Raw genomic sequence first — 22,956 nt, 5'->3', positions numbered from 1 at the left:
AATGAAGAAAATAAATTCTAAACGCCTATTTCTTTTAATCACTGTATTTGCTCTGTTTTTAGTGGGACTCTTTTTTGTGGGCACCTTTACTTTGGGTATGGGAAAAGGTTACACATCTGCTAGAATAGAAAACACAATTAGTAAGCAATGTAAGTGTGAAACTATTGAAAGTGTAAAGTTGCAATTCAAAGAATCAATGCTTGTTGATCAAGAAAAAATGAAAAAACATACTAATGCTTTCATGTTTATACTGTCAAACTGTGACTATTCTTCTGTATCTGATTTAAAATCGGATGTTGTTAGTCTCTTAGTTCAAGAGCGTATATGTGAAGATTATAACTTTCAATTTATAGTTAAAAATTTTAATGGTCAAGACCAGCGTTTTATAATAGATAACTGTAACCTAATAGAAAATTAATGAAAACTAAATCAATTTACTACTGGTCACTGCAAATCATAATCTGGTCTTTATTAAGCGGAGTTGCTGCTTTTTCTTATTGGATTTCAGGTAACGAATTTAAATTAGAGATCTGGCAATTACTCTTAGATTTTGTGGCACTAGCAATTCTCTCTATTTTGATAACGCATTTGCTTAAAAAATTTATAAATAAATATTTAGAATTTGATGCGCTAAAAGTAGTCGATGGTTTTAAAATTATGGGGCTTTTGTTTTTAGCTAGTGCACTTTTAATCCTGTCGTATACCATTTATATCAGGTTGACTTATACTTTTTTGTATGATCGGGTAGATGTTTTAAATCATGCTTCTCAAAGTTTAAAAAATCATATTATTTTGTTTTTAAATTACGGTATTTACTTTATGGTTTGGACTGTGTTTTATGTCGCTATCAAAGGGTTAATGCAGCTTAATAGAACAAGAGAAAAACGTTTGGAATTGGAGACTAGTTTAAAGGAGTCTCAGCTCAATACCTTAAAAGGTCAAATTAACCCACATTTTATGTTTAATAGCTTAAATAATATTCGTGGATTAATGTTAGAAGATGTTGATAGAGCAAGAAACATGCTAACCAATCTGTCTGAAACCTTAAGGTATTCATTAACCAAAAGTGAAGAAAATGCCATCTTGTTAGAAGACGAGCTAGAAATGGTTGAAAATTATATCGAAATTTCTAAAATTCAGTTTGAAGATCGTTTGCAGTTTATAACTAATATTGACCAGGCTTCTTTAAATAAGCAAATTCCACCAATGATTATTCAGATGTTGGTAGAAAATGCACTTAAGCATGGTATTTCAAATTTAAAAAAAGGAGGTCAAGTATGTTTATCTACAACTATAAAGGATAACCAATTGCAAATTGAGGTATCTAATTCTGGGACATTACAAACTCATGAAGACTCAACAAAATTAGGTTTAAAAAATATCAAAAGACGTTTGGAGTTGCTGTATGATAAAAGCGCAACATTTTCTTTAAACGAAATAGATAACCAGGTGGTTGCCACTATTAAAATGCCATTATTATGAAAATATTAAAAGCAGTTATTGTTGAAGATTCTAGATTGGCTAGAAATGAATTAAAAGAGCTTTTAAAAGCACATAAGGAAATAGAGCTTATTGGCGAAGCTGAAAACGTAGACGAGGGGTTTAAACTTATAAATGAAACTAATCCAGACTTACTTTTTTTAGACATTAATATGCCGGAAAAAGACGGGTTTGAGCTTTTAGAAATGCTAGACGAAGTACCAACTACTATTTTTACAACCGCTTTTGACGAATATGCTATTAAGTCGTTTGAGTATAATGCGTTTGATTATTTATTAAAACCCATCAATCAAAAACGCTTTTCTGCAACAATAACAAAAGTCTTAGAACAAAGTCAAGACCTTCCAAAAACAGAAACCAAAGAAGTCGGCTTGAGCTTGGATAAAAAGATTTTTATTAAGGACGGCGAAAAATGTTGGCTAGTAAAAGTGCAGGACATTTCTTTATTCGAAATTGTTGGTAATTACACCCGAGTCTTTTTTGATGGTAACACCCCATTAATTTATAAATCGCTTGCTCAAATAGAAGAAAAACTGCCTTCAGATATATTTTTTAGAGCCAACAGACAACAGATTATAAATATCAATCACGTTAAAAAAGTAGTCTCTTGGTTTAATGGAAAATTAAAAATAGAACTGAATTCTGGAGAAGAAATTGAAATCTCAAGAAGACAGTCCTATATATTTAAAGATCAGTTAAGTTTTTGATGGCGTATTAATTATTCTACCTCAATACGAACACCTTCACTATGACTACTAAATTCTGGTGCATACATACTTTGTATAGTTGTAATACCGTTACTCATATTACCAGCGTTGTTAACACGTAAATCATATTCAAAAACATAAATGCCTTTTGGTAAATAGTCAAAAAAGAAATTTGTTGACGCATCCTTAGTGGCTTCGTAATATCCCAAACCATCTTGATACTTATATTTACTTAATACATTTATAGGCTCTAAACCTGCAGCACGCATATCTTTCATGTGTACAAATTCCATAGCACGATCACTTCTTAACTCTATACGGACCCTCACTAAATCGCCAACCTTTAGTTTGCTGTCTTTAGTGATTGCAGTAATAACCTCACCGGTATCTGTATTGGTTTTTAAATACAATTGCTTTTTCAGTTTTAAAGGGGTTTCAGCAGAGGTTATTTTATCTAAATCCTCAAAATATTGCCAGTATAAACTTCCCCAAGCAATGCCATCTCCTTTTTTAGTCAGCTTGACATCTGCCATTTTTGGTGTGATTTCAGCTCCGGACCAAGACGTTTTGTAGTAACCTGTTCCAGCTTCTACTTTAACATCTTCTAAAGTCGCAGGGGTTATTTTTTCACCACCTAAAACCACATCAACCATATCTGTAACACTTAACCAATCATTACCTTGTAATAATAAGGCATACACTGCATCTGTGGTTGCTTTAGTTGTTTTCCATCGGTTGGTTTGTTTATTTTTAAGTAACCAGATCTTAAGATTGTCAATAGTTTTTGTTTGCTCTGCTTGCACTTCGATAGCACTTAGTTTGACATCAGTACTTGTTAAATCTATTTCAGCAAAAGCTTCAATCATCAAGGCTTGTGTTTCGATAGACGCTTGGTACCAATAGTAAGAATTGGTGTTTTCTTTCCAGTACATACCTAACTCGTCAGACGTAATACTGTTTTCTTTTACCGATTTTAAAATAGCATTAGACGTTGTTTTATCCTCGTTTCTATTCATAATTAGTGCCATCATTCCTTTTGCATATAAAGGACGTTTTAGCCAGTAATTTCTAATTTGAGATAAATAATATTGGTGTATGTCTTGCTGTTTTTTAGATAACTTGTATTCCGGAAAAAAGCTTCGCATGTATAGATAATGTAACTGCGTATAACTTAAATGATCTTTGGTGTAATCCACGTCATTAGTATACTTTGTTAAATCGTTATATTCTTTTTCAAATGCAGCATCTAAATAATCTAAAGCATTTTCAACCATGTCAGTAATGTCTTCATCTTTATCACTAACCACATTTAGTTTTTTAAGATGTCCAAAACCTGTAATAATGTGTTGTGTGATGTAGCGGTTAACACGGTAATCTCCAAACCAAGACCAACCACCATTACTCATTTGGTTGTTACGTAGTTTTTTCTTGGTGCGTTTTAACTCGCTATTCATTTTATTTAAATCGAATAATAATGCGATACGTTTTTTTTGTTCCGTTTCCGATTGTGCATCACGTAACCATGGTGTTTCCTGAATTAAAATAGATTTTAATTCTTGGTTTTTTTCAAGGTTACTTAATAACGCATCTGTATTTTTCCATTGGCTAAACACCTCTTTTATACGTGGATTGCTATTTACAATATGACTTGCTAAGGCATTAGCGTAAAATCTACTAAACGTTTGCTCGTTACACTCATATGGATATTCCATTAAGTATGGTAACGCTTGTACTGCATACCAAGCAGGATTGCTAGTCATTTCTAAGGTTAGTTTATGGTGCTTTAAAGTGGTAGAGGTGTTAGTCTTTAATTTATCTAAAGTAAAGGTTCTGCTCTCGTTACTTCTAATCCACATTGGTAAGGTTTCTGTTACTAACATGCGGTTAGTTAAAACGGGTAAAGCGTTTTGTTCACCATCACTAAAATTGCCTGATTTAGCTAATATTTTATATTGTACAGCACTTACATTATCCGGGATAGACAACGTCCATGTGACTTGTGTGTTGCCTTTCGCTTTCGCGGAAAATGATTGCTGGTTTAAAGTATTTGCTAATTCCGAATCTATAGATTTCCCGGTCAATGCATCAAACAACTGAAGCACTGCCGTACCTGTTAAATCTTTTGTACTAAGATTAGAAATTTTTGTGCTAATCTGTATTTGATCTCCTTGACGTAAAAAACGCGGAGCATTAGGTAGCACCATCAAGTCTTTTTGTGTAACTGTTTGCAAAGTTTTTTTAGCATAATTACCTTGCTTATCATGTGCAAACAAATTAAGATTCCATCTAGTCAAAGCTTCAGGAGTTGTAAAGTTAAACGATACATTGCCCTCTTTATCTGTGGCTAATTGTGGAAAGAAAAAAGCAGTTTCTTGTAAGTTGGTTCTTGCTTTTACATCAGAAAACGCTTCTTTTGCTCCATTTTTTGTGGTTATTATTACCACTCCGTTAGCGCCTTTACTTCCGTATAAAGCGCTTGCTTCTGTTCCTTTTATAATAGACATGCTTAATATGTCATTTGTATTTAAAGCGGAAAGGTCTCCATTGAATATTACACCATCAACAACATATAAAGGTGTATTAGACGCATTTATGCTTCCGACGCCTCGGATTCTAAGAAAAGCTGTTTGTCCGGGCTTACCATTTGCAGATACAACTTGGAGTCCTGAAGCTTCTCCCTCAAGCATCAAATCAATATTTTCCGAAGGAGATTCAACTTGGATTTCATCGGCTTGTATAATTGATACAGATGAAGTGTAACTCTTTCTTTTTTTTGTGCCATAAGCAGTGACAACTACTTCATCTAAACTGTTATTATCTAGATTAAGACTAATATTAATAACATTATCAGAACCAACAGTTTTTTCGATAACTGAATAACCGACATAATTAAAAATTAAAACATCGCCTTTTTTTACTTTAATTATATACTTTCCATCAAAGTCAGTACTTGTTCCTGTATCCGTTCCTTTTACTTGTATTGTTGCACTAGGGAGAGGTAATCCGTTTGCGTCAATAACTGTTCCTGATACATAACCTTTTTTAATTGCACTATCATAGGACGTCACAATGCGATCAATTCTAAGTTTATTTAAATACTGATTGTACACCCAACGGTTATTATTAATAGTAAAGCCAAACCAATTAAATTGATCAAAGCTTTTTGAATTATTAAAGGTGTCATAAGTATACGGTCTATTAACTCTAAACGAAGTGCTTCCAAAGCTATTACCATTATTACGTCGGTATGATGCGTAGTAACTTCTTGGTGTAAAGCTAGAGTAGTTCCAATTGTGAGATTTAAATTGATCTAAAGAGGCATCGTACATACTAGCTAAAAACTCGGATGCTATTTTTTCGCCTTTAGTGCCTTTAATTTTAAAGCTCCAAGTTTCATCAGTTCCAGGTTGTAGCTTATCTCTAAATGTTAAAGTTTCAATCTCTAATTCTGTTTTAGGATAGGGCACATTAATAGTTATACTACCTCCTTTATAACTATTAAAAGCGGCTAAACTATAATGGATCCCAAAACCTCCTAAATCGTTTTTGTCTACAGGTATGGTTACCGTTTTTTTGTTTTGATTTAATTGGATGACATAATTTTGTTTGATTTGATAATCGCGTTCTACACTTACGGTAACAGTAATATCTTTTGCAGCAGTTGCTAAAGTTAGTGTTACGGTATCGCCAATGTCATAACTTGTTTTGTCTGTCGTAACTGTAATTAATTGTTGATCTGCTAAGGTGTTGTCTTTATCTGAAAACAGCATGGTTTTAGCTTTGTCTTTAACCGTTTGTCCAAACTTGTCTTTGGTTTCAAGCGCTAATATATAAGCTCCCGATAACCATTTTTTAGTATTTTTTAAATCTAGCGTTTTAGACTTTTCAGTATCAAAGGTTTCACTTAATATTAAGTCGCCTTTTTTCCAATGTTCTGGATTGTCTTCATTAGTGTAAGCATCATGCGGAAAGTAGTCCTTAAAAGTGTCTTCAGTAAATCCAGCATAATCTGGAGCAACCCATGGACGTGGTCTCAATACAGTATTGGGTGCTTGTAGCTTATAGATTTTTAAAGTCCCTTTTGCAGCAACAAATTGACCATTTAGATTTTGTGTTGTAATAGTAATTTGATTATCCTTATTAGATTTGTCAATAACAGGAGTAATGCCAATAGTTGCTGTTAAAGCGTGATACCCTACTTTTACAATAGTTGAGGTGCTTCTAGTTTCTCCGTTAATATCTGTGACATCTGCTGTAACCTCATAACTAAAAATTGGTAAGCCTGATTTGTCTACTTTTTCATCTGGAATAGCTTTAAAAATAATATCGTAATTACCTTCTGCATCAGTTATAGTTTCGCCATGTGTTATTTCTTGCGCGTCACTATTGTAACTTGGTCTATACCATCTGTACCATGTAGGATATTGTACATTTCTGACTACGCGATACACCACTTTGGCATCCGTGATTTTACTTCCTGCAAAAGCTATAGCTTCACCTTTTACTGTAACACTATCGTTTACTTTTATAGTTTCTGTAATTGGATTAAAGTTGGTTTCGAATTTAGGACGCTTATATTCTTCAACAGAAATAGTAGTGTTTCCATAAATCTTATTGTCGTTAATCTGAACGCTATAATTACCGGTCAGTCCATCGTTGGGTAAAATAAATTCCCCAGAAATGGATCCAAAGTCATTAGTTATAAGGTCTAAATCACTTACTTTTTCACCATTAGTGTTATATAGAATAACGTTTAGTTTTTGATTAGCGATTACATTAGTGGTATTGACTTTGTTTTTTAATGCGATGGCTTTAAAATAAACGGTTTGCGATGGTCTGTAAATACTACGATCTGTAAAAATAAATGCACGATAATTGGTGTCGTTATTATCACGATTTTTATAGTAGTTATTTAAGTAGTAATTGCCAAAATGGGCGGTATCTGATTTCGATTTGATAGTTAAGGCAATTTGATTACGCTTATTGGTGTTGGTTTTATTAAGTGTAATTATTCCTTTGGAATCTGTCGTACTGTTTGTAGTACTTAAAATTTCATTACGATAAATGTAATCGATTGCTACTGTTACATTAGCTAAAGGTTGTCCGTTGTTACGATCAATAACTTGGTAAAATTCTTGGTTTTGGTCTTCAAAATTTACTATTGCAATATTAGTGACTTGCGTTAAGGCTGTTGCAAAAAAGTTAGTGTCTAAATCTGTAGATTGTCCTACAATAAGGTATAATCCGTTGTCTAGTTTTGGCACTAAGGTTTCAGTAGTGTGTTGCTGATAATCGTTTTCGTTTTTTAAAGATGAAGTCCATGTTTTTTCAACTTTAAGTTTGTCTATAAAGGCTTTCTTTTCGTCTTCTTTATATAGTTTAGAAAAAGCATCACGTTGTTTTTTTGAGATCAAATGAGCGTTAAAGGTTAACTTTGCCACATTGGTGTATCTAATTAAAAAACGAGCATGTGTTTTGATGGGCACAAATTGCTCCGCAGTAATAGTAAGATTAGGTTGCTCTATTTGCGACTGTAACGTTTTACACAAGCTAGCACCTTTACTTTTTGGGAAATCTGCAATAACTTGCTTGCAAATAGCATAAGCATCTTTAATTTTAAATCTTACATCAGGATTAGTGTCTTTGTTATAACTATGACCTTGCGTGTTGTAATACGTCGCTATTTTAAAGTTGTACAAGGCAGAAACTTCATGTCCTTTATGTTTTTCAGCTTCAGCTTGTAACGCCTTTAAATAAACCGCGTCTTTATTGTTAAAAGTACTGTGGTAATAGATAAAGTCTAGACGCTCCGTATTAACGTCGGTTAAAGCGTATGGGGTTTTGTCTTTTAAGTGAAATTTAATTAAATCCTGATATACTTTTAAGGCTTGTAACTGTAGTGAAGTGGAATCTTTAGAAGTGATGTTTATCTTAGAAAATGCTTCTGAAGCATTTAAGTAAGAAGCATTGTCTATCGTAAATTTATAAGCTGGCTGTGCAATTCTGTTTTCTGATGTTTTGTAAAACTCAATAGCATTATGACTTAAAAAATCAAATAATGTTGGTCTGTAGATTTTGGTATCTTTCCCTTTTGTGATGATGGCTTCAAATTGACTAATATCCGTTTGTTGTAATATTAAACCATTATGTAAAGAGTTATCAAAATGTGTTTTTATTTCAGTAAAAAGTGTCTCTAAGTCCCAAGTACGGAAATCTATAGCATCTGCCTTGACTTCGGTTTTGGTACGTCTATAAAATTGATATCTGTTTTGTTTAAAATATTGCCAATATAAAGTCGCCAACATATTTTCTAATACATTTTTTGTTGGAGCTTGACTTTTAGCAATTTCTGCTTTAAAACTATTAATAATACTTAGTTGTGCATCCTCTTCTAATAATAAAGCAAACTTACTTTTAAACAATAAAACTTTAATACGTTGGTCTGTATTGTTTTCTGCTATAGCTTTGGTCTCTATGACTTTAAGAGCTTCAAGCGCTGTTTTAGGTAGCCCATTAATCTCGTGCGCCTCAACTTGATTCCAAAGTTTGGAATAGTTGTTGGTTTGAGAGTGCGAGGTAGCAAAAAGTAAAATCATTAAAAAAGTGGATATGTGCTTCATTTTATTAATTTTTAAGCAAAGTACTTTAGTTTTTTAGTTGTTGAAAACATAAATGCGTAAAGTGGACGTTTGAATGAGTAACGTGTCACGGATTTAAAGTTAAATAATATTTAACCAATTAATACAAAAACAATACCAATAGAATACTATTTTTGTAAACCTTTAATATTCAATCATAAAAAGCACATATTAAATCAATATCTATAAATACATGAAATTATTTTTAATCGCTTTATTGTTTCCTGTAGCGCTTTTAGCGCAAACCTCTATAGAAAAAGGTCAGGATTATATCACTAATAAACAATTTGCTAAAGCAGAGCAGGAGTTAAGTGCTTACGTAAAATACCATGCCGATAATTTACAGGCTATTGAGTTATTAGGTGACGCTTTTGGACATCAGAAAAAATGGGATGAAGCTGCTACAGAATATAAAAAATTAGTAGCCTCTAAACCAAATACCGCTAATTACCACTATAAATTAGGAGGTGCTTTAGGGATGAAAGCCTTATCCGTTAGTAAAATATCAGCTTTAGGAATTATCGGAGATGTAAAATCTTCTTTTTTAAAGGCAGCCGAATTAGACGCTAACCATATCGAAGCACGTTGGGCTTTAGTAGAGTTGTATATGCAATTGCCAGGTATAATTGGTGGAAGCAAAAAGACGTCTTTAAAGTATGCTAATCAGTTAGAAAACTTATCTAAAGTAGATGGTTATTTGGCTAAAGGTTATATTTATGAATATGATGATGAGCCAGAATTAGCAGAAGAGTATTACCTAAAAGCTATTAAAGTAGGTGGGTCTTTGACTTGTTATGAAAAGCTTACCGCTTTGTATGAAAAAGAAAAACAACCAGAAAAAGCAGTCTCTAATATCGAAGCTGCACAAACAAAGCACCAACGTAATAGTTTACATTACCAAATAGGTAAGGTGTGTGCGGACTATAATGTGCAATTGGAAAAAGGGGAACGTTGTTTGGTAGCGTATATTCAAAATTACTCAGCTAAAGATGGTGTGCCAAAAGCTTGGGCAAATTACCGTTTAGCACAAATTTATAAGCATAAAAAAGACACTATAAATGCTTTGAAATATATTAATTTGGCGCTTGCCGAATTACCAAGTATTGATGTGTTTACTTCTTTTAAAAAGAATTTATAGGCTTTAATTTATACGAGAGAAAAAGCGGTAAGCAACGTAAGCGATAGCAATGGCTATAGAAATGTAGAAACCAGCACCACGTTTTTTTACTTTCTTTTCAAGTATAGGTCCTTCTGCGGAAGCGTCCTCATCGGTTTCTATTTTTGGAGCAAAATACAAATGACTTTCTTCTGTTTTGTAACTGTCAATTTTTTCGATGTATTTTAAAACATCTTTTCGTGCTACGTAAATCTCTTTATGGTGTTTAGGATTTACATGTGATATTGCATCACAAATATATAAACAGTGCGCAATAAGTTGCTTTTTGCCATTTTCAATAACTTCAGATTGGTCTAATCTATTGCAGATATTTAGGATTAAAACATTTAATGTATTATTCACTAAAGGGACATTAAAGTTTTCAGGCTTTTCATCTACGATAGCTTTAGTCTGTTTTAATACGTTTAATGCGTCATTAAGTTTTGGGTAATACTGTGCAGCAACAACATCAATAACTTTAGGCGTTGCTAAAAACTCAAGAGATCTTAAAAAAGCACTAGTTTTAGCATTGTTTTTAGAGTCTATTTCGTACTTTTTATAAATAGTATTAAAGCTATCTATATATTGTGTTTCAATATGGTTTTTAAAGTCTTGATCAGCAAAATCTAAATTAGAAAAATCAGAAAAGCCGGTAATTTCTTTACCGTTTAAAAGTAGATTCAAGTACTTGTGATCACTAATGTGGTGATCAATGTTTTCCGAAGTCATAAAAGCGATTTATTATTTCTGTTAGACAATAATACCCCTAATAATGTAAAGTTCAAATTTATTTGATTTTTTAAATTGAAAAAGATTTAGAAAAAGGGTGTAATCAATCCTTGATTTTTGTTGGCAATTAGTATCTTTGATTACTCTACAAAACAAGTATAATGAACGTACATTTTATAGCTATTGGCGGAAGTGCCATGCACAATTTAGCATTAGCATTACACAATAAAGGCTACCAAGTAACGGGTAGTGATGATACTATTTTTGAACCTTCAAAATCTAGATTAGAAGTTAAAGGATTATTGCCTGAAACTTTTGGATGGTTTCCAGAAAAAGTAACCGGTAATTTGGATGCTATTGTTTTAGGGATGCATGCCAAAGCTGATAATCCTGAGTTGTTAAAAGCACAAGAGTTAGGCTTAAAAATTTATAGTTATCCTGAGTTTTTATACGAACAATCTAAGCATAAAACTAGAGTGGTTATTGGTGGAAGTCATGGTAAAACAACTATTACATCAATGATTTTGCATGTCATGCATTATCATGATCGTGATGTAGATTATATGGTTGGTGCACAATTGGAAGGGTTTGACGTTATGGTTAAACTAACCGATGATAACGATTTTATAGTTTTAGAGGGGGACGAGTATCTAAGTAGTCCTATTGATAGACGACCAAAATTTCATTTATATAAACCAAATATTGCGTTATTAAGCGGGATTGCTTGGGACCATATTAATGTGTTTCCGACTTATGAAAATTATGTAGAGCAGTTTAGCATATTTGTAGATAGCATTGTTAAAGGTGGAAGTATTAATTACAATGAAGAAGACCCTGAGGTAAAACGTGTTGTTGAAGCTTCAGAAAACCCAATACGTAAGATTGCATATAATACACCAGAATATACTGTTGATAATGGTGAAACATTATTAGAAACTCCAGAAGGTCCAATGCCTATTGAAGTATTTGGAAAACATAATTTGAACAATTTAGCAGGCGCCAAGTGGATTTGCCAACATATGGGAATTGACGAAGACGATTTTTATGAAGCTATTTCTACCTTTAAAGGAGCTAGTAAGCGTTTAGAGAAAATTGCAGAAAGTAAAACTAGTGTTGCTTACAAGGATTTTGCACATTCGCCAAGTAAGGTAAAAGCAACAACAAATGCGGTTAAAGAACAATATGAAAATCATACGTTAGTGGCGTGTTTAGAGTTGCACACGTATAGTAGCTTAAATGCTGAGTTTTTAAAGGAATATAAAGGTGCTTTAGATGCAGCAGATGTTGCAGTTGTCTTTTATAGTCCGCATGCAGTAGAAATCAAAAAACTAGATTCAGTGTCAGAACAGCAAATTGCAGATGCTTTTCAACGTGAAGATTTAATTATTTACACCAATCCTGAAGATTTTAAAAACTATCTATTCTCTCAAAAAATTGATAACAAAGCGTTGTTGTTAATGAGCAGTGGTAATTATGGTGGATTAGATTTTGATGAGGTAAAGGGTTTGATTGGGTAGTGTGTTTAAATAGAATAGACTATTATGAATTATTATAATACAGTCGTTTTGTGTTTACGTCCCAAAGCAATCAAACCTAATATTGGTCCTAAAGCCAATATAAAATAGATGCTGTTGGAGCTTGATAACTCAACTAGTGAAGTCATAACCTGAATACTAATTATGGTAATAGTAAATCCAAGACAGTTAACTATGGTAAGTGCGGTTCCTTTTAATTCAGAGGAAGCATTTTGAGCAACTAAAGTAGAAAGTAATGGCGAATCAGCAACGACTGCCATTCCCCAAAATATAAGAAAACCAATAAATAGCGTTTCCGAAGTTGTGGTAAATACTAATGGAGATATTAAACAACAGACACACGATAAAAGCAGCGCGATAAACGCTGTTTTTTTTGTGCCTATAATTTGCGCTATATAACCACTTAAGATACAGGCTAATCCTCCTAACCCTATAATTATAAAGGATAATAAAGGGATGTTAAAGGTGACGTCTGTGTTTATTATGGTGTATTGTTTTAATATTATAGGGACAAATACCCAAAAAGTATAAAGTTCCCACATGTGACCAAAATATCCAAAAGCAGCAGCTCTAAAACCTCGTTTCTGAAAGACGTTAAAAAAGGCACTTAAATTTGTGTTTTGGCTAGGTTTTCGGTAGGGACCATCAGGTACTAATAGTAACATTAATAGTCCTCCAATTATTGCAAGTACTGAGGTTGTAATTAAAACAGATTTCCAAGGATAGGTTGTTGTAAAATCTTTTAATAAATGTGGGAAGGCAGTTCCTATAACTAACGCGCCTACCAGAAAACCGAGTGACTTTCCTAAGCCTTTATTGTAATAATCTGCAGCTATTTTCATTCCTATTGGATAAATCCCAGCTAGAAAAAAACCAGTTAAAAAGCGCAGTGCTAGTAGAGATATCAAGGTGTGACCGTTCCAAATAATTCCCAAGTTAAATGCAGATCCAAATAAGGCGCTAATAAAAAAGACTTTTGAAGGCGAAAACCGATCTGCAATTGTTAAAATAGCAAATAGTAATGTTCCTATAATAAAGCCAAATTGTACTGCAGACGTTAAATGACCTAAGGCGGTAACTTTTAAATTAAAGTTTAATACCAAGTCATTAATCACACCATTACCTGCAAACCATAGGCATGTGCAACAAAATTGAGAAATTACAATTACAGGCAGTATTAATTTAAAATGTTTCAATATTAGTGGTGTGCTTTGTTTCATTTAATATAGCGAAGTTAGTGGTTTTTTAGCTTAACTTTTTAAGTTGAAAGTACAAATGGTTAATACTTACTTACGACTCCTGGTTGATTAATTGCTTATTTTTCTTACAAATAATGACTGCTTATTTGTAAATCTCAAAAGCGAATCTTACATTTAAACCATGCAAGAAGATTTTTTACACTACTTATGGAAACTTAAAAAGTTTGAAACATCAAATCTTCAAACCACTAAAGGTGAGTTAGTAAGTGTAAAACATGTCGGGACACACAACCATCATACTGGCCCTGATTTTTTTAATGGACAAATACATATTGATAATCAATTATGGGCTGGTAATATTGAAATCCATATTAAATCTAGCGATTGGTTTGTCCATAATCATGAAGTAGATCCTAACTATGATAATGTTATTTTACATGTCGTTTGGGAGCATGACACAGAAATTTTCAGAAAAGACAATACACAAATACCAACTATAGAACTTCAAAATTACGTTTCGGAAACTGCGTTAACTAATTATCATAAATTGTTTAGTAGTCAGCAAACTTGGATTAATTGTGAGCATACAATTACAGAGGTTAACCCATTTATAGTTAATAACTGGTTGGAGCGTTTATATTTTGAACGTCTGGAACGTAAAGCAAAAACTATCGAGTCTATTTTAGAAACATCAAACAATGATTGGGAAGCGGTAATGTTTAAATTATTAGCCAAAAACTTTGGACTTAAAGTTAATGGAGATTCCTTTTTTAGCTTGGTTAATAGTTTTGATTTTACTGTAGTAAGAAAACAACAGAGTAGTCTGCTAAGTTTAGAAGCTTTGTTTTATGGTCAGGCTAGTTTGTTAGATAAAGAAGTCGAGGATATTTATTATATAGGACTTCAAAAAGAATACACGTTTTTAAAACAAAAATTTAAATTAGACAGTAGTAGTGTTAGTCCGTTACAGTTTTTTAGGTTGCGACCGCCAAATTTTCCGACTATTAGATTATCACAATTGGCTAATTTGTATCATTTGCACCAAAATTTGTTCTCAAAAGTAATCGCTTCAGAAAACCTAGAGGCTATTTATAAATTGTTTTCGGTGTCAACCTCACCCTTTTGGGAGTCACATTATACGTTTGAAAAAATTTCTAAAACCAGAAAAAAGCAGATAACAAAGTCGTTTATTGATCTATTATTAATCAATACAATTATTCCGCTTAAATTTTGTTACGCAAAACAACAAGGTAAATCTATTGAGGAAGAGATTGTTAGTTTTATGCAACAATTAAATCCAGAACAAAACGGAATTGTAGATAAATTTAAAAGCTTAGAAGTTTCAGTGACATCAGCTTTGGAGAGTCAAGCGGTTATTCAACTTAAAAATAATTATTGTGATGCAAACCAATGTTTAAAATGTGCTATTGGTAATACTATACTTACTCAAAATTAATTATCTTGCAATATGCAATTCTTATATAAACAATTACACTATTTTCAAAAACGTGGTTATCACGTCTGTCAGCGTATTGCTGACCGTTTGGGGATTAGAGCTAAAGTAGTACGTACAACGTTTATGTATTTAACATTTGCGACACTTGGCTTTGGATTTGCATTGTATTTATTTTTAGCATTTTGGATGCGTATTAAAGATATTGTATACACTAAACGCTCTTCTGTGTTTGATCTATAACTTATGACTAACCCATTAATAACACTCTACAGGTCTAAAATATATACAGCCATAACCTTATTACTAATATTGTTAGTTATTGGTGTTTTTGGGTTTAGATTTATGTCTAACTATACTTGGATAGACGCCTTGTACATGACAGTAATCACCATTACTACAGTAGGTTTTGGAGAGGTGCAACCTTTGGATGATACCTCAAAAATATTTACAATATTCTTAATATTAAATAGTGTTGTCATTGTTGGTTATGCCTTAACAATTATTACTGAATTTATTTTAAGCAGAAATAATATAGAAGAATTAAAACAAAAGAAAATGCAGAAAAAAATTGATGGCTTGAATAACCATATTATTATTTGTGGTTATGGTCGAAACGGAAAACAGGCTGCAACCAAGTTATTAGCACACAAACAACCTTTTGTTATTGTCGAAAAAAACAAGGAGGTTATTGAAAAATTTGAAGATGAAAATATGCCTTTCGTGTTTGGAAATGCTAACGAAGATGAAGTCTTATTGCAAGCAGGTATAGAGCGTGCCAGTAGTTTGATTTCGGCTTTACCAAATGACGCAGATAATTTATTTGTTGTGCTTTCTGCTAGACAAATGAAAAAGGATTTACGCATCATAAGTCGTGCATCTCAAGAAACATCCTATGAGAAGCTAAAGTTAGCAGGTGCTAACAACGTTATTTTACCAGATCGTATTGGTGGTGATCACATGGCGTCTTTAGTAGTTGTTCCTGATTTAATAGAATTTATTGATAATCTTGCTATCGTAGGAGAAAGTAATATAAATATAGAGGAAGTTCAAGTCGAAAAATTATACGATCCAAATACAGGTATCAAATCTATCATAGATTTAGACTTACGCCACAAAACAGGATGTACAGTTATAGGGTTTAAAAGTGGTGCGGGCGAGTATATTGTCAACCCAGAAGGCGAACTAAAATTAATACCTGGTTCTAAAGTTATCGTATTAGGAAGACCGGAACAAATTAAAAAATTGAATACTGTTTTTAGTTTAGACTAATACGGTATTTAACAAGTTTTCTTTTAAAAATTCACCATTTTTTTGCATCTTGCTAATCTTAATTAAAATTTTACTAACTAATAATTAAATTATGAAGAAATACCTTCTTTCAATTTTTACATTAATATTACCGCTTTTGACCTTTGCGAAGGAAGAAAAAGGTTTAGATCAGATTATCGACGAAAAATTCGGAGACGCTACAGGCTGGTTTGTTGATCTTATTTTTTATCAAATAGATTTTGGAGGAGGAATTAAGATATTTTGGGTATTGTTCCCTTTAATTCTGGGAGCGCTTTATTTTACATTCTATTTTAACTTTATCAATTTCAGAGGTTTTTTTACATCTATAAACATTGTAAGAGGTAAGTATGATGAGTTAGATCATCATGAGTCTATGATTGCTGCAGGAGATTCTACTCCAGGTGGTGATAATATAGAAACTATAGCTGTTGAAAACCACGAAGGAGAAGTATCACACTTTCAGGCATTAACTGCTGCTTTATCTGCAACAGTAGGTTTAGGTAATATTGCAGGAGTTGCTATTGCTGTGTCAATTGGTGGTGCAGGAGCAACGTTTTGGATGATTATAGCTGGGTTTTTAGGTATGGCATCTAAGTTTGTAGAGTGTACACTTGGTGTTAAATACAGAGATATTGGCGAAGATGGAACCGTATATGGTGGTCCAATGTACTACTTAACTAAAGGACTTAAGTCTAAAGGTATGGGTGGTTTAGGAAAAGTTTTAGCTGTTCTTTTTGCAATATTTGTAATTGGAGGTTCTTTTGGAGGTGGAAACATGTTCCAAGTCAATCAAGCGTTTCAACTAGTAGAAAACATTACAGGAGGAGACCAATCTTTCTTACATGGTTATGGATGGGCTTTTGGTCTAGTAATGGCTGTTTTAGTAGGTATTGTAATTATTGGTGGAATTAAAAAAATTGCTAAAGTAACAGATAAGATTGTGCCATTCATGGTATTAATATATGTGTTAGCATCTTTATTTGTGATTTTTGCTAAATATGATATGATTGGAGATGCATTTGCTCAAATCTGGAATGGAGCTTTTAGCCCAGAAGGAATGGCAGGTGGTGTTGTTGGAGTATTAGTACAAGGATTTAGACGTGCAGCGTTTTCAAACGAAGCAGGTATTGGTTCGGCTTCTATCGCGCATTCAGCTGTAAAAACAAAATATGCTGCAAGTGAAGGTATGGTTGCTTTATTAGAGCCATTTATCGATACTGTTGTAGTATGTACAATGACAGCTTTAGTTTTAATTATTACAGGGTCTTTAGCAGGTACAGGACCATCAAATGATGCAGAAGCTATTTTAATGACTTCAGGAGCTTTTGGTAGTGTTATTAGCTGGTTCCCATATGTGTTAACAGTTGCAGTGGTATTATTTGCTTTTAGTTCAATGATATCTTGGTCTTACTATGGTTACCAAGGATGGTCTTTCCTATTTGGAAGAACTAAAAGAGCAGAGTATACGTATAAAGTAATCTTTTGTGTATTTGTAGTAATTGGTGCAGCAGCAAGTTTAAATTCAGTAATAGGATTCTCTGATGCAATGGTATTTGCTATGATGGTTCCAAACATGATTGGATTAGTATTATTAGCGCCAAAAGTTAAGTCAGAACTTAAAAAATATATGAGCGTTATTAAAACGTTTAATGCGTCATAAATAAACTATATAATGTTTAATCAATCCCACTTCATGTTTTCTAAAAAACAAAGGAGTGGGATTTTTTTATTGGTATCAATAATTTTAATGCTACTTGTGTTTTTTCATTTTGTATTACCATCACTCTTAAATACAACTCCTGACTTTGATTCTAAAGATGCTGAAGTTGATGCTTTTATTAAACAAGTAGATTCGCTTAAAGCAATTGAAATAGAAAAGCGTAAACCAAAAATCTATCCTTTTAATCCTAATTTTATAACAGATCATAAAGGCTATACTTTAGGAATGACTACTCAAGAAATTGATAGGTTATTGGCTTTTAGAAACCAAGATAAATGGATCAATTCTGTTGGTCAATTTAAGGCGGTAACAATGGTTTCAGATTCTTTATTGGCTAAAATATCTCCTTATTTTAAATTTCCAGATTGGGTAACTAATCCAAAGCCAAAACAAAAGACGTTTTCTAAGACATTTTCTAATACACCAAAGACCATAAGTCAGAAGTTAGATTTAAATTCAGCTACAGCTGCACAACTTCAAAAAGTATATGGTATCGGACCTTCTTATTCAGAGCGTATAGTAAAGTTTAGAACAAAGGTAAATGGGTTTCATTCGTTTGTAGAGTTGCAAGAGGTGTATGGATTAACGCCAGAAGTTATTCAAAACGTAAAAGATAACTTTGTTATTAAATCACCAAGAGTAATTACCAAAATGGCTTTAAATAAAGCAACTAAAGAACAGTTGGTTACTATTAAATATATAGATTACGAAGTAGCGCACAATATAATAGAAGAAAGGACCTTGCGTGACGGGTTTAAATCCATTGACGAATTAACAAAAGTTAACGGTTTTCCTGTTAATAAAATACAGATAATTAAGTTATCTTTACGTCTAGATTAGAACTTAACAATAACACAACGTATTATGGGAAATATGTACTTCAGTGAAGAGCATAATTTATTTAGAGAAAGTTTACGCGATTTTTTAAAAAAAGAAGTCGTTCCTCATATTGATAAATGGGAAAAAACTGGAAGTATAGAACGCTTTATTTGGAAAAAATTTGGCGATATGGGCTTTTTTGGTATTAGTTACCCGGAGCAATATGGCGGAATGGATTTAGATATTTTCTATATGATTATTTTGCTAGAAGAATTGCAAAAAATCAATTCTGCTGGTTTTGCAGCTGCAATGTGGGCACATGCTTATCTTGCAATGACGCATTTAAAAGCAGAAGGTAGTGATGCTATAAAAGAAAAATATTTAACTGCTAGTATTACAGGAGACATGATTGGGTGTCTTTGTATTACAGAGCCTTTTGGTGGTAGTGATGTTGCAGGAATGCGATCTACAGCAGTTAAAAAAGGAGATACATACGTAATTAATGGGTCAAAAACATTTATTACAAACGGAGTGTACAGCGACTATTTAGTAGTAGCAGCAAAAACAAATCCTGAATTAGGGAATAAGGGGATTAGTATTTTCTTGATTGATAGAGATACGCCGGGTGTATCTGCAACTAAATTAGATAAATTAGGTTGGAGAGCATCGGATACAGGAGAGATTGCATTTGATAATGTAACTATTCCAGCTTCTAACCTAATGGGAGAAGAAAACAAAGGCTTTGCATATATAATGCAGCATTTTGCGACGGAACGTCTAATTATGGGGGTAAATGCACATGCTAGAGCAGAGTTTGCTTTAGATTATACAATGCAATACATGTCAGAGCGTACAGCTTTTGGTAAAACTATAGATCGTTTTCAAGCTTTAAGACACCGTTTAGCAGATCATATTACAGAAGTAGAAATCTGTAAAACGTTTAATTATACAATTGCAGATAGATTAGGTAAAGGTGAGTATGTTGTAAAAGAAGCAACAATGTCTAAATTAAAATCTACTAAAGTAGCGGACGATGTTATTTATGATTGTCTGCAGTTTTTAGGTGGTTATGGTTATATGGAAGAATATCCATTGGCACGACTATTGAGAGATAGTAGATTAGGACCAATAGGTGGTGGTACTTCAGAAATTTTAAGAGAAATTATCGCTAAAATGGTAATTGATGGTAAAGACTATAAGCCAGCTACGAAATAATTTGATTAGCTTTTTAGCGAAAATTCTTCCAAATTATCGCTAAAATGGTAATTGACGGTAAAGACTATAAGCCAGCTACTAAATAGTTTGATTAACTTTTTAGCGAAAATGCTTCAAAATTATCGCTAAAATGGTAATTGACGGTAAAGACTATAAGCCAGCTACAAAATAATTTGATTAGCTTTTTAGCGAAAGCGGTAATGCGTTTTCGCTAAAATGGTAATCGTTATAACCGATTGCAATCCTGCTAACAAATAATATTTAAATTTTTTATAATGAAATTGACTCAGATCAAATCCTCAGTAATTATTATCTTTTTACTAGTAGGAAGCTTTGCTGTGGCACAAACCGAAATTAAGAGTAAGGTTACAGACTTTATGAGTATGTTACCTATTGAAAACGCCAGTGTGTATGTTCAAAACACAACCATTGGAACAATAACCAATGCGGATGGGAAGTTTGTATTATTGGTGCCTAAGGCATTGGAAAAGGATACAATTATAATTTCTTCAATAGGGTTTAAAAGCTACAAAACAACAATCGATCAATTTGATAACTCACTAGATATACTTTTAGAAGAAGATATTGCGTCTTTAGACGAAATTTTAATAGTCGCCGAAAATAGACCTAAAACAGGTAATGATATTGTAATTAGAGCTTTAGAAAGGTTAGAAAACAACCTGCCTGAGCAGCCTTATCTTCAGAAAGGGTTTTTAAGACATAAAGAAAGAAACAAGAAACAATTTAAATGGTTAGTAGAAAGTGCTATTACTTTGTACGACGATTCCAGTTATGTTACAGGAGGTGCAGACAACTTAAAAATAAATGTAGATCAGGTTAGAAAAAGTTACGACTTACGTGACGTAGATAGCTTATTCTCGTATTCAACGTATTTAAAGTACAACGCTAATGTTAATTTAAAGCCCAAAAATTTAAGACGTGATACAATTGCTAAGTCATCTTTAATAAAGTCCATTAAATGGAATGACACCAGGGTAAATGGATTAGAAAACTTATTTAAAGGAAAGCTTAATTTAGTCCGTAACTCTAAAAGTCCAAAAGCATTATTGGGTGATGATGTTTTAAAAACACATCAATTTAAATTGGATACTATTTTAGTAGACAACGAGCGCAAAATTTATAAAATTAAAATTGATAAAGGTGAAAACTTTGCGGGTTTAAACACGGAAGGGATTTATAACGAAGGATATATTGCGGAAGGTTGGATTTATATTTATTGGGATAATTTTTCAATTAAAAAAATCGAATACCAACTTAGAGCAGGTTCTGACGCACAAAAAAATAGGAGTAAAACGCTATTTGATACGCAAATCAATCATAAGCTTGTAATCTCTTATATGGAGTATCAGGATAAAATGTATCCTAATTATATCTATTATGAAACACCTAAACTAGTTAACGTAGGTTATAAGCCAACGGGTAAGATAAACAAGGAAGAAGAAGCGTTGTTTAATAAGGAAGAACGTTTTTATTATACAGTACAAGAAATACTGTTTACAGAGATAATTCAAGATCCAGAAGTAATTGAAGCTGCTTTGCAACAAGATTGGGATCCAGATATTTTTTCAGTTAAACCGTACAATAAATTGTTTTGGGATAACTACAATACCCTTTTAGAAAGTGAAGAAGACGAAAAACTAATTAAAGATTTAACAAAGCGATCGTCTCTTTTTAAACAATAAAATTAAATTTATGAGTGCTCAATTTAAATAACTTTCTATATTTGCACCTCAAAATTTTAAAAGAGAGGAGGTTAAGATACTATGTTAGTAATTCCATTAAAGGACGGAGAAAATATAGAGAGAGCATTAAAACGCTACAAACGTAAGTTTGATAAAACAGGAACGCGACGCGCTTTGCAAAGTCGTAAGCAGTTTACAAAACCTTCTGTAGGTAATAGAGTTAAAGTTCAAAAGGCTCAATATGTACAACGTTTAAGAGATCAAGAAGCTGTGTAAGCAGTTGCAATTAATAATAAAATCCCACTAAATTTTTAGTGGGATTTTTGTTTTTCCAGTAATCTGATACAAAAAATGGTATATTTATCGGACTTAAATACTTTACATACATAATGCTATTACAAGCCTTTTTAGATTATCTGTTATTAGAAAAAAAATATTCTAGTCTAACAGTTAATGCTTATAAGAAAGATATAGAATCCTTTTTGTTTTTTTTAAATCAAGAAGAACAGAATAATACGATTAATGAGGTTAATTATGCTCAAATTAGAACATGGATTGTTAGTCTTGTTCAAAAAGGGATAGCAAACAGAAGTATAAACAGAAAGATTTCTGCTCTAAATAGCTTTTTTAAATTCTTACTTAAAATAGAAGAAGTTAAAATAAATCCATTGTCAAAACATAAGGCACTTAAAACTAGTAAAAAAGTTCAAATCCCTTTTTCTGAAAACGAAATAACAACCGTTCTAGATCAAATAAGTCATAATTCAGATTTTGAAGGGTTAAGAAATAAGCTAATTATAGAATTGTTTTATTCAACAGGAATGCGTCGTATAGAATTGATTAACATTAAATTAAAGGATGCCGACTTAGAAAACAAAACAATTAAGATTTTAGGTAAAAGAAATAAAGAGCGCATTGTGCCATTATTACCGTCAATTGTAGAAAGCATAGCAAATTATAAAACGGAAAGAAATAAATTAGAAGTTATTACTGATCAAACGCATTTGTTTTTAACAAAAAAGGGCGTTAAAATTTATGAAACTCTTGTCTACAGAATTATAAATGATTACTTTAGTAAGGCTTCAAGTAAGGTTAAGAAAAGTCCCCACATACTTAGACACTCGTTTGCGACCCATTTATTAAATCAAGGTGCAGAGATAAACGCGGTAAAGGAGTTATTAGGGCATTCTAGTTTAGCAGCCACTCAGGTATATACTCATAATAGTATTGCAGAGTTAAAAAAAGTGTATGCCAAAGCACATCCTAGAAGTAAAAAATAAATGTTTAAC

Annotated in this window: 17 protein-coding genes; 14 read left to right on the top strand and 3 right to left on the bottom strand. The window is 32.5% G+C overall.

All coding sequences use genetic code 11. From position 1 onward, the window contains the following. Position 1 precedes the first annotated feature (1 nt). Genes BMZ09_RS03210 through BMZ09_RS03200 form a run of 3 tightly spaced genes read left to right on the top strand, consistent with a single transcriptional unit; the run spans position 2 to position 2,207 of the window. The gene (locus BMZ09_RS03210; RefSeq protein ID WP_090837449.1) at positions 2-418 is read left to right on the top strand and encodes a hypothetical protein; all 417 of its coding nucleotides are present in this window, start codon (positions 2-4) and stop codon (positions 416-418) included. Beyond that, positions 418-1,482, top strand: coding sequence for a sensor histidine kinase (locus tag BMZ09_RS03205; protein WP_090837447.1), 1,065 nt, complete (start codon positions 418-420; stop codon positions 1,480-1,482). Before BMZ09_RS03210 ends, BMZ09_RS03205 begins: the two co-directional genes overlap by 1 nt. Beyond that, positions 1,479-2,207: a LytR/AlgR family response regulator transcription factor gene (locus BMZ09_RS03200; RefSeq protein ID WP_090837445.1), complete on the top strand. Its 729-nt coding sequence runs from the start codon at positions 1,479-1,481 to the stop codon at positions 2,205-2,207. The genes BMZ09_RS03205 and BMZ09_RS03200 overlap by 4 nt, the downstream gene beginning before the upstream one ends. 11 nt (positions 2,208-2,218) lie before the next feature. On the opposite strand, the gene BMZ09_RS03195 is transcribed toward BMZ09_RS03200, so the two are convergent. Continuing rightward, positions 2,219-8,827: an alpha-2-macroglobulin family protein gene (locus tag BMZ09_RS03195; protein ID WP_090837443.1), complete on the bottom strand. Its 6,609-nt coding sequence runs from the start codon at positions 8,825-8,827 to the stop codon at positions 2,219-2,221. 211 nt (positions 8,828-9,038) lie between these two features. On the opposite strand from BMZ09_RS03195, the gene BMZ09_RS03190 reads away from it, so the two are divergent. Beyond that, entirely contained in the window at positions 9,039-9,983 is a 945-nt protein-coding gene (locus tag BMZ09_RS03190) for a tetratricopeptide repeat protein (protein WP_090837441.1), read from the top strand. 3 nt (positions 9,984-9,986) lie between these two features. Here the strand turns inward: BMZ09_RS03190 and BMZ09_RS03185 are convergent, their stop codons facing one another. Next, a complete protein-coding gene (locus BMZ09_RS03185) occupies positions 9,987-10,730 on the bottom strand; it encodes a hypothetical protein (RefSeq protein WP_090837440.1) in 744 nt (247 codons plus the stop codon). Positions 10,731-10,891: 161 nt separating this feature from the next. Between BMZ09_RS03185 and BMZ09_RS03180 the strand changes: the two genes are divergently transcribed. Then, entirely contained in the window at positions 10,892-12,247 is a 1,356-nt protein-coding gene (locus tag BMZ09_RS03180) for a UDP-N-acetylmuramate--L-alanine ligase (RefSeq protein ID WP_090837438.1), read from the top strand. Between the two features lie 32 nt (positions 12,248-12,279). On the opposite strand, the gene BMZ09_RS03175 is transcribed toward BMZ09_RS03180, so the two are convergent. Then, positions 12,280-13,461, bottom strand: coding sequence for an MFS transporter (locus BMZ09_RS03175; protein WP_177183506.1), 1,182 nt, complete (start codon positions 13,459-13,461; stop codon positions 12,280-12,282). A 184-nt stretch (positions 13,462-13,645) separates the two neighbouring features. Between BMZ09_RS03175 and BMZ09_RS03170 the strand changes: the two genes are divergently transcribed. The 9 genes from BMZ09_RS03170 (at position 13,646) to BMZ09_RS03130 (ending at position 22,947) form a co-directional block, all read left to right on the top strand. After that, entirely contained in the window at positions 13,646-14,920 is a 1,275-nt protein-coding gene (locus BMZ09_RS03170) for a DUF2851 family protein (protein ID WP_090837435.1), read from the top strand. Positions 14,921-14,932: 12 nt separating this feature from the next. Next, the gene (locus tag BMZ09_RS03165; protein WP_028283630.1) at positions 14,933-15,160 is read left to right on the top strand and encodes a PspC domain-containing protein; all 228 of its coding nucleotides are present in this window, start codon (positions 14,933-14,935) and stop codon (positions 15,158-15,160) included. Between the two features lie 3 nt (positions 15,161-15,163). Next, positions 15,164-16,189, top strand: coding sequence for a potassium channel family protein (locus tag BMZ09_RS03160; protein ID WP_090837433.1), 1,026 nt, complete (start codon positions 15,164-15,166; stop codon positions 16,187-16,189). A gap of 91 nt (positions 16,190-16,280) precedes the next feature. Beyond that, positions 16,281-17,870, top strand: coding sequence for an alanine/glycine:cation symporter family protein (locus BMZ09_RS03155; RefSeq protein WP_090837432.1), 1,590 nt, complete (start codon positions 16,281-16,283; stop codon positions 17,868-17,870). Positions 17,871-17,882: 12 nt separating this feature from the next. Further along, positions 17,883-18,770, top strand: coding sequence for a ComEA family DNA-binding protein (locus BMZ09_RS03150; RefSeq protein ID WP_090837429.1), 888 nt, complete (start codon positions 17,883-17,885; stop codon positions 18,768-18,770). Between the two features lie 24 nt (positions 18,771-18,794). Beyond that, positions 18,795-19,964, top strand: a complete 1,170-nt coding sequence (locus BMZ09_RS03145) for an acyl-CoA dehydrogenase family protein (RefSeq protein WP_090837427.1) — start codon at positions 18,795-18,797, stop codon at positions 19,962-19,964. 275 nt (positions 19,965-20,239) lie between these two features. After that, the gene (locus tag BMZ09_RS03140) at positions 20,240-21,667 is read left to right on the top strand and encodes a carboxypeptidase-like regulatory domain-containing protein (protein ID WP_090837425.1); all 1,428 of its coding nucleotides are present in this window, start codon (positions 20,240-20,242) and stop codon (positions 21,665-21,667) included. Positions 21,668-21,748: 81 nt separating this feature from the next. Continuing rightward, positions 21,749-21,943 carry a 30S ribosomal protein S21 gene (rpsU, locus tag BMZ09_RS03135; protein ID WP_090837423.1) on the top strand — a complete coding sequence of 65 codons (195 nt, stop codon included), beginning with the start codon at positions 21,749-21,751 and terminating at the stop codon, positions 21,941-21,943. Between the two features lie 113 nt (positions 21,944-22,056). Then, positions 22,057-22,947, top strand: coding sequence for a tyrosine-type recombinase/integrase (locus BMZ09_RS03130; protein ID WP_090837421.1), 891 nt, complete (start codon positions 22,057-22,059; stop codon positions 22,945-22,947). The last annotated feature ends 9 nt before the right edge of the window (positions 22,948-22,956 follow it).

It is taken from the genome of Olleya namhaensis, from assembly GCF_900114005.1.
Lineage (GTDB): Bacteria > Bacteroidota > Bacteroidia > Flavobacteriales > Flavobacteriaceae > Olleya > Olleya namhaensis.
The sequence above is the reverse complement of the archived record's forward strand: the minus strand, read 5'-3'. Positions and strand labels throughout refer to the sequence as shown.

Excerpts from the sequence above, each read along its gene's own strand:
- BMZ09_RS03165 (WP_028283630.1), top strand. The coding sequence starts at position 14,933 with ATGCAATTCTTATATAAACAATTACACTATTTTCAAAAACGTGGTTAT.
- BMZ09_RS03155 (WP_090837432.1), top strand. The coding sequence starts at position 16,281 with ATGAAGAAATACCTTCTTTCAATTTTTACATTAATATTACCGCTTTTG.
- BMZ09_RS03200 (WP_090837445.1), top strand. The coding sequence starts at position 1,479 with ATGAAAATATTAAAAGCAGTTATTGTTGAAGATTCTAGATTGGCTAGA.
- BMZ09_RS03160 (WP_090837433.1), top strand. The coding sequence starts at position 15,164 with ATGACTAACCCATTAATAACACTCTACAGGTCTAAAATATATACAGCC.
- BMZ09_RS03180 (WP_090837438.1), top strand. The coding sequence starts at position 10,892 with ATGAACGTACATTTTATAGCTATTGGCGGAAGTGCCATGCACAATTTA.
- BMZ09_RS03210 (WP_090837449.1), top strand. The coding sequence starts at position 2 with ATGAAGAAAATAAATTCTAAACGCCTATTTCTTTTAATCACTGTATTT.
- BMZ09_RS03205 (WP_090837447.1), top strand. The coding sequence starts at position 418 with ATGAAAACTAAATCAATTTACTACTGGTCACTGCAAATCATAATCTGG.
- rpsU (WP_090837423.1), top strand. The coding sequence starts at position 21,749 with ATGTTAGTAATTCCATTAAAGGACGGAGAAAATATAGAGAGAGCATTA.
- BMZ09_RS03130 (WP_090837421.1), top strand. The coding sequence starts at position 22,057 with ATGCTATTACAAGCCTTTTTAGATTATCTGTTATTAGAAAAAAAATAT.
- BMZ09_RS03185 (WP_090837440.1), bottom strand. The coding sequence starts at position 10,730 with ATGACTTCGGAAAACATTGATCACCACATTAGTGATCACAAGTACTTG.
- BMZ09_RS03140 (WP_090837425.1), top strand. The coding sequence starts at position 20,240 with ATGAAATTGACTCAGATCAAATCCTCAGTAATTATTATCTTTTTACTA.
- BMZ09_RS03195 (WP_090837443.1), bottom strand. The coding sequence starts at position 8,827 with ATGAAGCACATATCCACTTTTTTAATGATTTTACTTTTTGCTACCTCG.
- BMZ09_RS03190 (WP_090837441.1), top strand. The coding sequence starts at position 9,039 with ATGAAATTATTTTTAATCGCTTTATTGTTTCCTGTAGCGCTTTTAGCG.
- BMZ09_RS03145 (WP_090837427.1), top strand. The coding sequence starts at position 18,795 with ATGGGAAATATGTACTTCAGTGAAGAGCATAATTTATTTAGAGAAAGT.
- BMZ09_RS03170 (WP_090837435.1), top strand. The coding sequence starts at position 13,646 with ATGCAAGAAGATTTTTTACACTACTTATGGAAACTTAAAAAGTTTGAA.
- BMZ09_RS03150 (WP_090837429.1), top strand. The coding sequence starts at position 17,883 with ATGTTTAATCAATCCCACTTCATGTTTTCTAAAAAACAAAGGAGTGGG.